Consider the following 14391-nt stretch of genomic DNA (forward strand, 5'->3'; position numbering starts at 1 on the left):
CCCTCACGGGACTGTTTTCGTTTTACCACTCGCAGGATACCGCAAACAGCAGCGCGCGCCGATGCTGATCGTCCAGGCGCCGCCGCACCCGGATAATATGGCGATTGCTGCACGACTGGCGTTCCAGCCAGCGATGCCGCCGACGTTGGCTCTGCCGCAACATGCGCCAGCGGCCCACTTCATTTCTACTGCGTCTCATAATTCCGTCACTCGTTCGTCTAATGCCAACCGCGGGCATTATAGCCCTTTCCGCCCGCGATCCAAGCCGCCGTTATCGGCGGCACAGCGAACGCCACGCGGGCAAAAGCCGCCCTTTCAATTTCGGCAAGTGCCTTAACTTCATCATATTTATGTAACATAAGCGCCGATAAAAGGTTTCGCCTTGCCCGATCTGTGCGTACACTCATCATTGGTGGTTTGCGAACGGGATTTTTCGCCTTTATGACAACATTTTATACCGTAATCAGTTGGCTCATGGTGTTCGGCTACTGGCTGCTGATCGCCGGCGTGACGATGCGCATTTTGATGAAACGCCGTGCGGTTCCCTCTGCCATGGCCTGGCTGCTGGTTATCTATATTCTGCCGCTGTTCGGCATCGTCGCCTATTTATCGTTCGGCGAACTGCACCTGGGCAAGCGCCGGGCCGAGCGCGCCAAGGCCATGTGGCCGTCGACCGCGCGCTGGCTGAAGGAATTGAAAGAGAGCCGCCGCATCTTCGCCACCGAATACAGCGAAGTCGCCGAACCGCTGTTCCAGCTGTGCAACCGCCGCCAGGGCATCGACGGCGTCAAGGGCAACCAGCTGCAGCTGCTCACCACTACCGACGACACGTTGAAAGCGCTGATCCGCGACATCGAGCTGGCGCGCCACAACATCGAAATGGTGTTCTATATCTGGCAGCCCGGCGGCCTGGTCGATCAGGTGGCCGAATCGCTGATGGCCGCCGCGCGGCGCGGCGTGCACTGCCGCCTGATGCTGGACTCCGCCGGCAGCCTGCCATTTTTCCGCAGCCCCTACCCGGCGATGATGCGCAACGCAGGCATCGAAGTAGTCGAAGCGCTGAAGGTTAACCTGCTGCGCGTATTCCTGCGCCGTATGGATCTGCGCCAGCACCGCAAGGTGGTGCTGATCGACAACTACATCGCCTATACCGGCAGCATGAACATGGTCGATCCGCGCTACTTCAAGCAGGATGCAGGCGTCGGCCAATGGATCGATCTGATGGCGCGCATGGAAGGCCCGGTGGCTACTACGATGGGCATCGTCTATGCCTGCGACTGGGAGATTGAAACCGGCAAGCGCATTCTGCCGCCGCCGCCGGACGTCAACATCATGCCGTTCGAGCAGGAAAGCGGCCACACCATTCAAGTGATCGCCTCCGGCCCCGGTTTCCCCGAAGAAATGATCCACCAGGCGCTGCTGACCGCCGTTTATTCCGCGCGCGAGCAGCTGATCATGACCACGCCGTACTTCGTGCCGAGCGACGATCTGCTGCACGCCATCTGCACCGCCGCTCTGCGCGGCGTTGAGGTCAGCATCATCGTGCCGCGCGACAACGATTCGATGATGGTGCGCTGGGCCAGCCGCGCGTTTTTCTCCGAGCTGCTGGAAGCCGGGGTGAAAATCTATCAGTTCGAAGGCGGTCTGCTGCATACCAAGAGCGTGCTGGTCGACGGCCAGCTCAGCCTGGTCGGCACCGTCAATCTGGATATGCGCAGCCTGTGGCTGAATTTCGAGATCACCCTGGTGATCGACGACGACGGCTTCGGCAGCGATCTGGCGTGCGTGCAGGAAGACTATATCGCCCGTTCCAAACTGTTAAACGCCAAAGAGTGGCTGAAGCGGCCGTTCTGGCATCGCCTGGTCGAACGCCTGTTCTACTTTTTCAGCCCGTTGCTGTAAAAGCCGCGGCGAGCGTGCTTTAATAGCGCCAAATCATTTGTTATCAGGATTTTTTTATGGATTTGAATAACCGCCTTACCGAAGACGAAACGCTGGAACAGGCCTACGACATTTTCCTCGAATTGGCCGGCGACAATCTGGATCCGGCGGATATTCTGCTGTTCAATCTGCAGTTTGAAGAGCGCGGCGGCGCAGAACTGTACGACCCCTCCGAAGACTGGAGCGAGCACGTGGATTACGACCTGAACCCGGACTTCTTCGCCGAAGTGGTGATCGGTCTGGCGGACAGCGACGGCGAGCCGATCAACGACGTGTTCGCCCGCGTGCTGATCTGCCGCGAGAAAGACCACAAGCTGTGCCACATTCTGTGGAAAGAGTGATTTGCCGCCAGCGCATCGGATAAAAAAAGCCCCGCTTATTCAGCGGGGCTTTTTGTTGCCGGCTAGCGGCGCATTACAGCGGATCGACCTTCAGGCACGAAACCGCATGGCGGAAACTGCCCTCCAGCAGCGGACGCGTCTTGGCGCACTCCGGCCCGGCGATCGGGCAGCGAGTGCGGAACACGCAGCCGGACGGCGGATTGATCGGCGAAGGCAGCTCCCCTTCCAACAGCTGGATCTGCTTTTCCTTCTCCTTGTCCGGATCCGGGATCGGCACCGCCGACATCAGCGCCTTGGTGTATGGGTGCTGCGGATTGTGGTACACCTCGTCATAGGTGCCCAGCTCTACCGCATGGCCCAGGTACATCACCAGCACGCGATCGGAAATGTGCTTCACCACCGCCAAATCGTGGGCGATAAAGATCAATGACAGCCCCATTTCGCGCTGCAGCTGCTGCAACAGGTTTACCACCTGCGCCTGAATCGACACGTCCAACGCGGAAACCGGCTCGTCGCAGATCACCAGCTTCGGTTCGAGGATCAGCGCGCGCGCGATGCCGATTCGCTGGCATTGGCCGCCGGAGAACTCGTGCGGATAACGGTTGATCAGGTTAGGCAGCAGGCCGACCTTCAGCATCATCGCCTTGACCTTGTCCTTCACTTCCTGACGCGGCATTTTCGGGTAGTAGGTGCGCAGCGGCTCGGCGATGATTTCGCCGATGGTCATGCGCGGGTTGAGCGAGGCCAGCGGATCCTGGAAGATCATCTGGATATCGCTGCGGGTTTTGCGCCAGTCGGCGTCGTTCATGCCCAGCAGATCTTTACCCAGCCAGGCGACGCGCCCGCTGGTGGCCTTCACCAGGCCGATGATGGCGCGCGCGAAGGTGGATTTGCCGCAGCCGGATTCGCCGACCACGCCCAGGGTTTCCCCCTCGAACAGCCGCAGCGTAACGCCATCGACCGCCTTCAGGGTTTTCGGCGGCTGCCAGAACCACTGCTTGTCGTCATGAATGTCGAAGTGCACTTTCAGATCGGCCACTTCGAGCAGCACTTTCTTGTCGGTTACCGCTGTCATACCAACGCCTCCACCGGTTTAAAGCAGGCGCGCAGGCGCCCTTCCCCAAATTGCTCCAATGGCGGAGCGCTCGCGCACTGTTCCATGGCGTACGGGCAGCGCGGCTGGAACGGGCAGCCTTTCGGCAGCCGCAGCAGGTTCGGCGGGTTGCCGGGAATGGTCAGCAATGCTTCGCCTTCGGCGTCGAGGCGCGGCACCGCGTTCAACAGACCGATGGAGTACGGGTGGCTCGGCTGGTAGAACACCTCGCGCGCGCTGCCGTATTCCATGGTGCGGCCGGCGTACATCACCAGCACCTTGTTGCAGATGCCGGCCACCACGCCCAGATCGTGGGTGATCATGATGATGGCGGTGTTGAACTCACGCTTGAGCTCGTTGAGCAGCGTCATGATCTGCGCCTGAACGGTCACGTCCAGCGCAGTAGTCGGCTCGTCGGCGATCAGCAGCTTCGGCCGGCACAGCAGCGCCATGGCGATCATCACGCGCTGGCGCATACCGCCGGAAAACTCGTGCGGATACATGCGCATGCGCTTGCGCGCTTCCGGCATTTTCACCGCGTCAAGCATGCGTACCGACTCTTCAAAGGCTTCGCTTTTGCTCATTTTCTTATGCAGCATCAGCACTTCCATCAGCTGTTCGCCAACGCGCATATACGGGTTGAGCGAGGTCATCGGGTCCTGGAAGATCATCGAGATCTCTTCGGCCCGCAGCTTGTTGAGCTGGTTTTCCGGCAGGTTGAGGATTTCGCGGCCGTTGAATTTGGCCGAACCGCCGATGCGGCCATTGCTGGCCAGCAACCCCATCAGGGCGAATGCGGTCTGCGATTTGCCGGAGCCGGATTCGCCGACGATGCCCAGCGTTTCACCGGCGCGCAGATCGAAGTTCAGATCGTTCACCGCCGTCACGTCGCCGTCCGGGGTGGAGAACGTGACGCGCAGATCTTTCACGTCCAGCAGTGGCGACGCTTTAACGCCGACGGCGGTTTGCAGTTGTGGATGTTCAATGGTGCTCATGGTGGCACTCCTTAACGATCTTTCGGGTCGAGGGCGTCACGCAGACCATCGCCGATAAAGTTGAAACAGAACAGAGTGACTACCAGGAAACCCGCCGGGAACAGCAGCAACCACGGTGAAACTTCCATTGAGTTGGCGCCGTCGCTGAGCAATGCGCCCCAGCTGCTCAGCGGCTCCTGCGTGCCCAGCCCCAGGAAGCTGAGGAAGGATTCGAACAGGATCATGCTCGGCACCAGCAACGAGGCATACACCACCACCACGCCGAGCACGTTCGGCACGATATGTCGCAGCACGATGTTGCGCGTGGAGACGCCGCACACCAGCGCCGCTTCGATGAACTCCTTGCGCTTCAGACCGAGGGTTTGGCCGCGCACGATACGCGCCATGTCCAGCCACGACACCATGCCGATCGCCACGAAGATAAGCAGGATATTCTGGCCGAAGAAGGTCACCAGCAGGATCACGAAGAACATGAACGGGAAGGAGTTGAGGATCTCCAGCAGGCGCATCATCACCGAGTCGATTTTGCCGCCCAGATAGCCGGACATCGCGCCGTACAGGGTGCCGACGATCACCGCCACCAGCGCCGCCGCCACGCCGACCATCAGCGAGATGCGCCCGCCAATCGCCACGCGCACCAGCAGATCGCGCCCGGAGGAATCGGTGCCGAAATAGTGCCCCGATTCAACGCTGGGGGCGGCGGACATCATCGCCCAATCGGTATCGTCGTAGGCGAATTGCGACAGCATCGGCGCCAGCACCACAAACAGCGTGATCAGCGCCAGGATGAACAGGCTGCTGACCGCCGCGCGGTTATGCATAAAGCGCCGGCGCGCGTCTTGCCACAGGCTGCGCCCTTCCACTTCCAGCTTCTCGCTGAAGTGTTCCAGAGCTTCGCTGTTCTTTTTAGTCAACATCATTCGCGTGCTCCAGATTAATAACGGATTTTCGGATCGATGACCGCATACAGCACATCGACGATCGCGTTGAACAGAATGGTCAGAGCGCCAACCAGAATGGTCAGGCTCAACACCAGGGAGTAGTCGCGGTTCAGCGCGCCGTTAACGAACAGCTGGCCGATCCCCGGCAGACCGTAGATGGTTTCGATCACCATCGAACCGGTGATGATCCCGACGAACGCCGGGCCCATGTAGGACAGCACCGGCAACAGCGCCGGCTTCAGCGCGTGGCGGAAAATGATGCGACGCATCGGCAAGCCTTTGGCGCGCGCGGTGCGGATGAAGTTGGAGTGCAGCACTTCAATCATCGAGCCGCGCGTGATACGGGCGATGCTGGCGATATAGGCCAGCGACAACGCCACCATCGGCAAGATGATGAACTTAGGCGCGCCGCCGTTCCAGCCGCCGCCCGGCAGCCATTTCAACGTGATGGCGAAGATCAGCACCAACAGCGGCGCCACCACGAAACTGGGTATCACCACCCCGGTCATGGCGAACCCCATCACCGTGTAGTCCCATTTGGTGTTCTGGTTCAGCGCGGCGATCACGCCGGCGCTCACGCCCAGCACCACCGCCAGCAAAAACGCGGCCAGACCGAGTTTGGCGGAGACCGGGAAAGAGCTGGCCACCAAATCGTTGACCGAATAATCCTTGTATTTAAAGGACGGGCCGAAGTCTCCCTGCGCAAGCTGCGCCAGATAATGACCGTACTGTTTCCAGATCGGGTCGTTCAAATGGTATTTGGCTTCGATATTCGCCATGACTTCCGGCGGCAATGCGCGCTCCCCGGTAAATGGACTGCCGGGCGCCAGGCGCATCATGAAGAATGAGATGGTAATAAGGATAAATAGTGTCGGGATCGCTTCCAATAAGCGACGAAGTATAAATTTAAGCATTGCCCTAACCCTGTGCGACAGCCTGATGACGGCTTATTATTCTCAACATGGGCCGGCGGCCTGCGCCGCCGGCTCTTACCGTATCAATGCTTGATGATGTACAGGTTTTTGTCGTACACGTTATCAAGCGGGTCTTTGCCGGTGTAGCCACCGACGTAAGGTTTCACCAAACGGGCGTTCACGTAGTAATACAGCGGAACGATGGCGGAATCTTTATCCAGCTGAACTTCCGCTTTCTGATACAGCTCGGCGCGCTCGTCTTTGCTCTTCGCGGTCAACACGTTGGCCATCAGCTTGTCGAACTCGGCGCTCTTGTAGTGCGGGGTGTTACTGCTGCTGTCGGACAGCATCATGTTCAGGAACGAACTCGGTTCGTTGTAGTCGGCGCACCAGCCGGCGCGCGCCACGTCATAGGTGCCTTGATGGCGGGTATCCAGGAAGGTTTTCCACTCCTGGTTCACCAGCTTCACGTCCACGCCCAGATTTTTCTTCCAGATGGAGGCGGCGGCGATCGCCAGCTTCTTGTGCAGATCTGACGTGTTGTACAACAGGGAGAAGGTCAGCGGTTTACCCGGGCCGTAGCCGGCGTCGGCCAGCAGTTTCTTCGCCACTTCGTTGCGTTTTTCCTGCGTCCAGCCGAACCACTCCGGCGCGGTCAGCTTGGCGCCGTCGGTGTAGGGCGGCGTAAAGCTGTAGGCCGGCAGATCGCCCTGATTTTTCACCTTGTTGACGATGATGTCGCGATCCATGCCCAGCTTCAGCGCTTCACGCACGCGCGCATCGGTGAACGGCGCCTTCTGGTTGTTGATTTCGTAGTAATAGGTGCACAGATAAGGATCGACGTGCACCTCTTTCGGGATCTCTTTCTTCAGCTTCTGGAACAGTTCGATCGGCATGTTGTTGTAGGTCATGTCGATTTCACCGGTGCGGTAGCGGTTAACGTCGGTCACTTCCGACGAAATAGGCAGGAACGTCACTTTATTGATGATGGTTTTGGCGTTATCCCAATATTCCGGGTTGCGTTCCAGCACGATGCGTTCGTTGACAATCCAGTCTTTCAGTTTGTAAGCGCCGTTGCTGACGTAGTTGGCCGGCAGCGTCCACTTCTCGCCGAATTTCTCCACCGCGTCTTTGTAAACCGGCTTCATGGCGTAGTGCGGGGTCATTTCAACCAGATAAGGCACCGGCTCGCTCAGAGTCACCTGGAAGGTGTGGTCGTCGATGGCCTTCACGCCCAGCGTCGACTTGTCTTTTTTGCCGGCGATGATGTCATCAACGTTTTCCACATGGGCGTACTGCAGGTAGCTGGCGTAAGGCGACGCGGTTTTCGGATCCACTACGCGCTGCCAGCTGTAGACGAAATCTTGCGCCGTCACCGGCTTGCCGTTGGACCATTTGGCGTCTTTGCGCAGGTGGAAGGTCCAGACTTTGAAATCCTTGTTATCCCAGCTTTCCGCGACGCCCGGCACGATGGAACCGTCCGGGCTGTTGTTCGCCAGGCCTTCCATCAGATCGCGGGTCACGTTGTTTTCCGGCACGCCCTCGATTTTATGCGGGTCAAGCGACTGCACTTCGGAACCGTTGTTTTTGACGATTTCTTGCTTGTCGGCCAGTTGCACGCCTGCAGGAACGTCGGCGGCAAAGGCGGAGGTGGTTGCTGTGATGCCCAGCGCGGCGATGACGCCGGCGGCAATGAGCGTTTTCTTCGTGATGTTGGTCATACTTATCGACTCCAGTTTTTATTATCACAGGCTCTTCGTGGAACCTGCGTTGCCCGTAAGCGGACTCTGTTTCCCGCCGCCGCGGAACGAATGCGGCGGCCGGCCTTCCCTATATTCCTCCGCGAACTAGCGAGAGGAATACCCCTTTTACTGCTTGATAATGTACAGATTTTTAACGTCGGTATAGTCCAGCGGATCTTTGCCGGTGAACCCGCCTACCGTCGGCTTAATCAACCGCGCGCTGACGCGGTAATACACCGGGATCAACGCGGAGTCTTTGTCCAGCTGCGCTTCTGCCTGCTGATAAAGCGCGGCGCGCGCGGCCTCATCCGGCGCCTTCAGCGTGGCGGCCATGATGGCGTCGAACGCCGGGCTCTTATAAAACACGGTATTGATGCTGCTGTTGGACAGCACCAGGTTCAGGAACGCGCTGGGCTCGTTGTAATCCCCGCACCAGGTGGCGCGCGCCACGTCGTATTGCCCCTGATGGCGGCTTTCCAGCGAGGTCTTCCACTCCTGATTGCGCAGCGTGACGTCGGCGCCGAGGTTCTTTTTCCACATCGACGCGGCGGCGATCGCCTGCTGTTTGTTTTGATCGGAGGTGTTGTACAGCAGCGAGAACTTCAGCGGCTTGGCGTCGCTGTAACCCGCTTCCGCCAGCAGTTTCTTGGCTTCGGCGTTGCGCTGTTCCTGGCTCCAGCCGGCCCACGCGGGCGGCGTAAAGTTGGCGCCTTCCGTAAAGGTCGGCGTGAAACTGTAGGCCGGGATCTGCCCCTGGCCCATGATCTTGTTGGCGATGATGTCGCGATCCAGCGTCATCTTCACCGCCGCACGCACCCGCGGATCGGTGAACGGCGCCCGCTGGTTATTGAGTTCGTAATAGAAAGTGCACAGATAAGGGTTAACGTGCAGTTGCTCGGGCACTTCGCGCTTCATTTTGACGTACAGGTACGGCGGGATCGCGCTGTTGGTGATATCGATCTCGCCGCTGCGGAAGCGGTTGACGTCGCTGACTTCGGAAGCGATCGGCAAGAAGGTCGCCTGAGTGATCACCGTCTGCTTGTTGTTCCAGTAGCTCGGGCTGCGCTCCAGTACGATGCGCTCGTTCACCACCCACTCTTTCAGGCGGTAAGCGCCGTTGCCGACGTAGTTGGCGGGCAGCGTCCATTTATCGCCGAATTTCTCCACTACCGCGCGTTTCACCGGTTTGAGCGATGTGTGGCTCAGCATGCTGATGAAATATGGCACCGGCTCGCTCAGCGTCACCTGCAGCGTCTGGTCGTCCAGCGCCTTGACGCCGAGGGTCTGCGGAGGCTTCTTGCCGGTCAGGATGTCGTCGATATTGTCGACTTTGGTGTATTGCAGGTAGCTGGCATAGGGAGAGGCGATTTTCGGATCGGCCAGACGCTGCCAGCTGTAGACGAAGTCTTGCGCGGTCACCGGACTGCCGTCGCTCCACACCGCGCCGGGGCGCAAGTGGAAGGTCCATTGCTGATAATTCTGGTTTTCCCAGCTCGCCGCCGCCGCCGGCACCACATGCCCGTTGGCGTCGGTGCTCACCAGCCCTTCCAGCAGGTTAAGAATGATATTGCTTTCCGGTACGCCCTCGACCTTATGCGGATCCAATGAAGCCACTTCGCTGCCGTTGTTGATCACAATATTCTGCTGCTGCGCCAACTGAACGCCGGCCGGCACTTCCGCCGCCAAACTGCTATTTATGGCGCCGACGCTCAGCGCGCCGCTAATCAACAAGGTCAAAGAAGTGCGCTTCAGGGTTTGCTGCATAATCGAGGCTCCTTTTCACCGACAAGCATCGCTTATCGAAGTTTGTGAAGTGTTTATAAGAATTCTAAATAAACGGATACCAGCAAAAATCATTCCCGTTTTTATGGCGCATTTCAGTTAATTGACCACGGGAAAGTTGCTCGGAAATTAGCAGAAGCCAAATTCCATAGCCAATAAATTTTACGAAAATGTTAAGCAATTCTCTTTTATCGCACGAAGCCCGATCCGGCCCCCAAGCTCGGGGACGCGGAGAAACAAAATCATCGCTATGATTTTAAAGAAAAAAAAGACGAAATCATTTCATTTGAAACCATCAACGCAATCTCATTACCGCACAAAGAAACATTCAGTTAACAATCCAGACATTCAAAGAACAAACACCTGCCTATGGTCGGTTAATCACTAATAACACCTGGATGAAAGTGAGACAAGCCCCACAGAATGATGTGATTAATTTAACAACAGCTTTACCGTTGAGCGGGGGCAAAACGCGCGGAAATGGGGGAGGAAAAGTGTCTGAAATAACGCTTAGCGTTTTTTTTGCACAGCAACATGAGATTTATGCAACATAAGAGTGCAACCGCATAAATTTTATTCATCCTGTGCACTATAATAATGCGAACCAATAAATAATTTAAACTTTAAAATTAATTTTAGCCGCGCCAAGGCGAAAGGTGCGCGGCTAAACAAAGGGTATTACAACAGGCCGGGGAATATCGCCTTAATGCCGGTAACGATAAACTCGATCCCGAGCGCCATCAGCAACAGACCCATGATACGGGTGATCACGTTGATGCCGGTCTGCCCAAGCAAACGAACCAACAGCGGCGCGGCGCGGAACAACAACCAGCAGCAAAAGGCGAACAAGGCGATCGCGACCGTAAAACCGAGCAGGCTTTGCCAGTTGTGATAACGGGAACTCCACACGATGGTGGAGCTGATCGCCCCCGGCCCCGCCATCAGCGGCAGCGCTAACGGCACCACGCCGATGCTCTCGCGGATCGCGCTCTCCGATTTTTCCTGTTTGTTCTGTTTGTCTTCTCCCAGCTTGCCGCTGATCATCGACATGGCGATGGTCACCACCAGAATACCGCCGGCGATGCGGAACGAATCGATGGAGATGCCGAACATCCGCAAGATCCCTTCGCCCAGGAACAGCGATGTCCACAGAATAATGGCGACCGACAGGTTGGCGGTCAGGTTGGTTTTATTGCGCCCTGCTTCCGCCTGGTAGCTCGTCATGCTGATAAACACCGGCAAGATGCCCACCGGGTTGACCAGCGCAAACAGACCGACAAAGAACTTGATAAAGCCGGAAAGATCCAACAGAGATTGGCCCACAGATGGCTCCGCGTTAAGTGCTATAAAAAGGTGTGCTGCCTATGCGCGCTAATGTAATGGAATTGCCGCGGGTAATCCATCCGGCCAGAGCAGCATTTTTGACTACCAGCAAGTTAGGCCACAAAACAAATGCCCTTTGTTAAAGTGATGTATGGCCTTTTGATTTTTTATGTTGAAAAAAGAGTCATCGATCACAGTTATTGATAATCACTCTCAACATCGCCAAGCTGAAAGGTGTCAGCTTGCACTTTTCATGATTTAGATCACAAATCAACTACCCAACAGTGGGTAAGCTCTTAGTCGTAGTCAGGGAGTAGAACAAAGTCGGTGGCAATCCAGCCGGTTCCGTTCTCTTCACTGCCTGCCCCTCCGGTTGGCGTAGGGTAAAGCTCTTTAAGCAAATCAGCAGCATGCGAAGAAATAACGCGGGAAAGCCCCGGTATTCGAATCACCGTTTATTCCCGTTATGACTATACTAGTGGCTCGCACGGCTTATTTACTGAAAGAGTTTAACATTATCAGGAGAGCATTATGGCTGTAACGAATGTCGCTGAACTGAACGAGCTTGTCGCACGTGTCAAAAAAGCCCAGCGCGAATATGCCAACTTCACTCAAGAGCAAGTGGATAAAATCTTCCGCGCTGCCGCCCTCGCCGCTGCTGATGCCCGTATCCCGTTGGCCAAAATGGCCGTGGAAGAATCCGGAATGGGTATCGTCGAAGACAAAGTGATCAAAAACCACTTCGCTTCCGAGTACATCTACAACGCCTATAAAGATGAAAAAACCTGTGGCATCCTGTCTGAAGATGACACTTTCGGTACCATCACCATCGCCGAACCTATCGGCCTGATTTGCGGTATCGTTCCTACCACCAACCCAACTTCTACCGCGATCTTCAAAGCGCTGATCAGCCTGAAAACCCGTAACGGCATCATCTTCTCGCCGCACCCGCGTGCGAAGAATGCCACCAACAAAGCCGCCGATATCGTGCTGCAAGCCGCTATCGCCGCCGGCGCGCCAAAAGACATCATCGGTTGGATCGACCAGCCTACCGTCGAGCTGTCCAACCAGCTGATGCACCACCCTGACATCAACCTGATCCTCGCCACCGGTGGCCCGGGCATGGTGAAAGCCGCCTACAGCTCCGGCAAACCGGCCATCGGCGTCGGCGCCGGCAATACGCCGGTCGTGGTAGACGAAACCGCAGATATCAAACGCGTGGTCGCCTCTATCCTGATGTCCAAAACCTTCGACAGCGGCGTTATCTGCGCTTCCGAACAGTCGGTCATCGTCGTTGACGCTATCTATGATGCGGTACGCGAACGCTTCGCTTCCCACGGCGGCTATCTGCTGCAGGGCAAAGAACTGAAAGCGGTGCAGGACATCATCCTGAAAAACGGCGGCCTGAACGCGGCCATCGTCGGGCAATCCGCACCGAAAATCGCCGAAATGGCAGGCATCAAAGTGCCGGCCAACACCAAAGTGCTGATCGGTGAAGTGAAGCTGGTCGACGAGTCCGAACCTTTCGCACATGAAAAACTGTCGCCTACCCTGGCGATGTACCGCGCCAAAGACTTCGAAGACGCCGTCGCCAAAGCCGAAAAACTGGTCGCCATGGGCGGTATCGGCCACACGTCCTGCCTGTACACCGACCAGGATAACCAAACGGCTCGCATCGCCTACTTCGGCGATAAAATGAAAACGGCTCGCATTCTGATCAACACCCCGGCTTCTCAGGGCGGTATCGGCGACCTGTACAACTTCAAACTCGCGCCTTCGCTGACGCTGGGTTGCGGTTCCTGGGGTGGTAACTCCATCTCTGAAAACGTCGGACCTAAACACCTGATCAACAAGAAAACTGTAGCGAAGCGAGCAGAAAACATGTTGTGGCATAAACTTCCGAAATCGATCTACTTCCGCCGTGGCTCGCTGCCTATCGCGCTGGAAGAAGTGGCGACCGACGGGGCGAAACGCGCCTTCATCGTGACCGACCGTTTCCTGTTCAACAACGGCTATGCCGACCAGATCACCAAGGTTCTGAAGTCTCACGGCATCGAAACCGAAGTGTTCTTTGAAGTGGAAGCCGATCCGACGCTGAGCATCGTGCGCAAAGGCGCCGAGCAGATGAACTCCTTCAAACCGGACGTCATCATCGCGCTGGGCGGCGGTTCGCCGATGGACGCCGCGAAAATCATGTGGGTGCTGTACGAACATCCTGAAACCCACTTCGAGGATCTGGCGCTGCGCTTCATGGACATCCGCAAGCGTATCTACAAGTTCCCGAAAATGGGCGTGAAAGCGAAAATGATCGCCATCACCACCACCTCAGGCACCGGTTCGGAAGTCACGCCGTTCGCCGTCGTCACCGACGACACTACCGGGCAGAAATACCCGCTGGCCGACTATGCGCTGACTCCGGACATGGCGATTGTCGACGCCAACCTGGTGATGAACATGCCGAAATCCCTGTGCGCCTTCGGCGGTCTGGATGCGGTCACCCACGCGCTGGAAGCCTACGTCTCGGTGCTGGCGAACGAATACTCCGACGGCCAGGCGCTGCAGGCGTTGAAACTGTTGAAAGAGTATCTGCCGGCCAGCTATAAAGAAGGCGCGAAAAACCCGGTTGCCCGTGAACGCGTGCACAACGCCGCCACCATCGCCGGTATCGCTTTCGCCAACGCCTTCCTCGGGGTTTGCCACTCCATGGCGCACAAGCTGGGTTCGGAGTTCCACATTCCGCACGGCCTGGCCAACGCGATGCTGATTTCCAACGTCATTCGCTACAATGCGAACGACAACCCGACCAAGCAGACGGCCTTCAGCCAGTACGATCGCCCTCAGGCGCGCCGCCGCTACGCTGAAATCGCCGACCATCTCGGCCTGAGCGCGCCGGGCGACCGCACCGCGCAAAAGATTGAGAAACTGCTGGCCTGGCTGGACGAGTTGAAAACCGAGTTGGGCATCCCGACTTCCATCCGCGAGGCGGGTGTGCAGGAGGCGGACTTCCTGGCGAAAGTCGACAAGCTGTCGGAAGACGCGTTCGACGACCAATGCACCGGCGCCAACCCGCGCTATCCGCTGATTGCCGAACTGAAGCAAATCATGCTGGATACCTTCTACGGCCGCGAATTCAGCGAAGCGGTCGACGAGGAAGCGGCAGCTCCGGCTGCAGCCAAAGCTGCGGTAAAGAAGCCCAAGAAATAACGGTTTTGTAAACCGATAAAAAAACCCGCCAAACGGCGGGTTTTTTATTGCGCCGGAGGCGCTGCATTTCGACTCACGCCGCCAAAACGCCTCAGCGGGCTTTGGCGGCGTTTTC

The 14391-nt window shown here is 57.3% G+C and carries 11 protein-coding genes; 3 read left to right on the forward strand and 8 right to left on the reverse strand.

The features are described 5' to 3' along the window. Positions 1-22 precede the first annotated feature (22 nt). Positions 23-199 (reverse strand): YciY family protein, encoded by a 177-nt coding sequence (locus tag J0F90_RS13525; RefSeq protein ID WP_025159792.1) that lies wholly within the window; start codon positions 197-199, stop codon positions 23-25. Between the two features lie 242 nt (positions 200-441). Between J0F90_RS13525 and cls the strand changes: the two genes are divergently transcribed. After that, a complete protein-coding gene (gene cls, locus J0F90_RS13530) occupies positions 442-1902 on the forward strand; it encodes a cardiolipin synthase (RefSeq protein ID WP_004932137.1) in 1461 nt (486 codons plus the stop codon). A gap of 56 nt (positions 1903-1958) precedes the next feature. Next, on the forward strand, positions 1959-2282 hold the full coding sequence (locus J0F90_RS13535) for an HI1450 family dsDNA-mimic protein (RefSeq protein ID WP_004932139.1): 324 nt from the start codon (positions 1959-1961) through the stop codon (positions 2280-2282). A gap of 73 nt (positions 2283-2355) precedes the next feature. Here the strand turns inward: J0F90_RS13535 and oppF are convergent, their stop codons facing one another. From oppF to J0F90_RS13570, 7 genes are all read right to left on the reverse strand, one after another. Next, entirely contained in the window at positions 2356-3357 is a 1002-nt protein-coding gene (oppF, locus tag J0F90_RS13540; protein ID WP_004932143.1) for a murein tripeptide/oligopeptide ABC transporter ATP binding protein OppF, read from the reverse strand. Beyond that, complete coding sequence (gene oppD / locus J0F90_RS13545; protein WP_016927496.1) at positions 3354-4370, reverse strand: ABC transporter ATP-binding protein; 1017 nt, start codon at positions 4368-4370, stop codon at positions 3354-3356. The genes oppF and oppD overlap by 4 nt, the downstream gene beginning before the upstream one ends. 11 nt (positions 4371-4381) lie before the next feature. Continuing rightward, the gene (oppC, locus tag J0F90_RS13550) at positions 4382-5290 is read right to left on the reverse strand and encodes an oligopeptide ABC transporter permease OppC (RefSeq protein WP_004932149.1); all 909 of its coding nucleotides are present in this window, start codon (positions 5288-5290) and stop codon (positions 4382-4384) included. Positions 5291-5304: 14 nt separating this feature from the next. After that, positions 5305-6225 (reverse strand): oligopeptide ABC transporter permease OppB, encoded by a 921-nt coding sequence (gene oppB / locus J0F90_RS13555; protein WP_004932150.1) that lies wholly within the window; start codon positions 6223-6225, stop codon positions 5305-5307. Between the two features lie 83 nt (positions 6226-6308). Further along, positions 6309-7946, reverse strand: a complete 1638-nt coding sequence (oppA, locus tag J0F90_RS13560) for an oligopeptide ABC transporter substrate-binding protein OppA (protein WP_016927494.1) — start codon at positions 7944-7946, stop codon at positions 6309-6311. A 147-nt stretch (positions 7947-8093) separates the two neighbouring features. Next, positions 8094-9731 carry an ABC transporter substrate-binding protein gene (locus J0F90_RS13565; RefSeq protein ID WP_033640118.1) on the reverse strand — a complete coding sequence of 546 codons (1638 nt, stop codon included), beginning with the start codon at positions 9729-9731 and terminating at the stop codon, positions 8094-8096. A 696-nt stretch (positions 9732-10427) separates the two neighbouring features. After that, positions 10428-11072, reverse strand: coding sequence for a YchE family NAAT transporter (locus tag J0F90_RS13570; RefSeq protein WP_015378089.1), 645 nt, complete (start codon positions 11070-11072; stop codon positions 10428-10430). A gap of 531 nt (positions 11073-11603) precedes the next feature. On the opposite strand from J0F90_RS13570, the gene adhE reads away from it, so the two are divergent. Continuing rightward, a complete protein-coding gene (gene adhE, locus J0F90_RS13575) occupies positions 11604-14276 on the forward strand; it encodes a bifunctional acetaldehyde-CoA/alcohol dehydrogenase (RefSeq protein WP_016927492.1) in 2673 nt (890 codons plus the stop codon). Positions 14277-14391 lie beyond the last annotated feature (115 nt).

The sequence above is a fragment of the Serratia marcescens subsp. marcescens ATCC 13880 genome (assembly GCF_017299535.1).
GTDB classification, from domain to species: Bacteria; Pseudomonadota; Gammaproteobacteria; order Enterobacterales; family Enterobacteriaceae; genus Serratia; species Serratia marcescens.

What these genes read in the sequence shown, in the direction of transcription:
- J0F90_RS13535 (WP_004932139.1), top strand. Translation starts at nt 1,959, where the DNA reads ATGGATTTGAATAACCGCCTTACCGAAGACGAAACGCTGGAACAGGCC.
- adhE (WP_016927492.1), top strand. Translation starts at nt 11,604, where the DNA reads ATGGCTGTAACGAATGTCGCTGAACTGAACGAGCTTGTCGCACGTGTC.
- J0F90_RS13525 (WP_025159792.1), bottom strand. Translation starts at nt 199, where the DNA reads ATGAGACGCAGTAGAAATGAAGTGGGCCGCTGGCGCATGTTGCGGCAG.
- oppC (WP_004932149.1), bottom strand. Translation starts at nt 5,290, where the DNA reads ATGATGTTGACTAAAAAGAACAGCGAAGCTCTGGAACACTTCAGCGAG.
- oppB (WP_004932150.1), bottom strand. Translation starts at nt 6,225, where the DNA reads ATGCTTAAATTTATACTTCGTCGCTTATTGGAAGCGATCCCGACACTA.
- oppF (WP_004932143.1), bottom strand. Translation starts at nt 3,357, where the DNA reads ATGACAGCGGTAACCGACAAGAAAGTGCTGCTCGAAGTGGCCGATCTG.
- J0F90_RS13565 (WP_033640118.1), bottom strand. Translation starts at nt 9,731, where the DNA reads ATGCAGCAAACCCTGAAGCGCACTTCTTTGACCTTGTTGATTAGCGGC.
- cls (WP_004932137.1), top strand. Translation starts at nt 442, where the DNA reads ATGACAACATTTTATACCGTAATCAGTTGGCTCATGGTGTTCGGCTAC.
- oppD (WP_016927496.1), bottom strand. Translation starts at nt 4,370, where the DNA reads ATGAGCACCATTGAACATCCACAACTGCAAACCGCCGTCGGCGTTAAA.
- oppA (WP_016927494.1), bottom strand. Translation starts at nt 7,946, where the DNA reads ATGACCAACATCACGAAGAAAACGCTCATTGCCGCCGGCGTCATCGCC.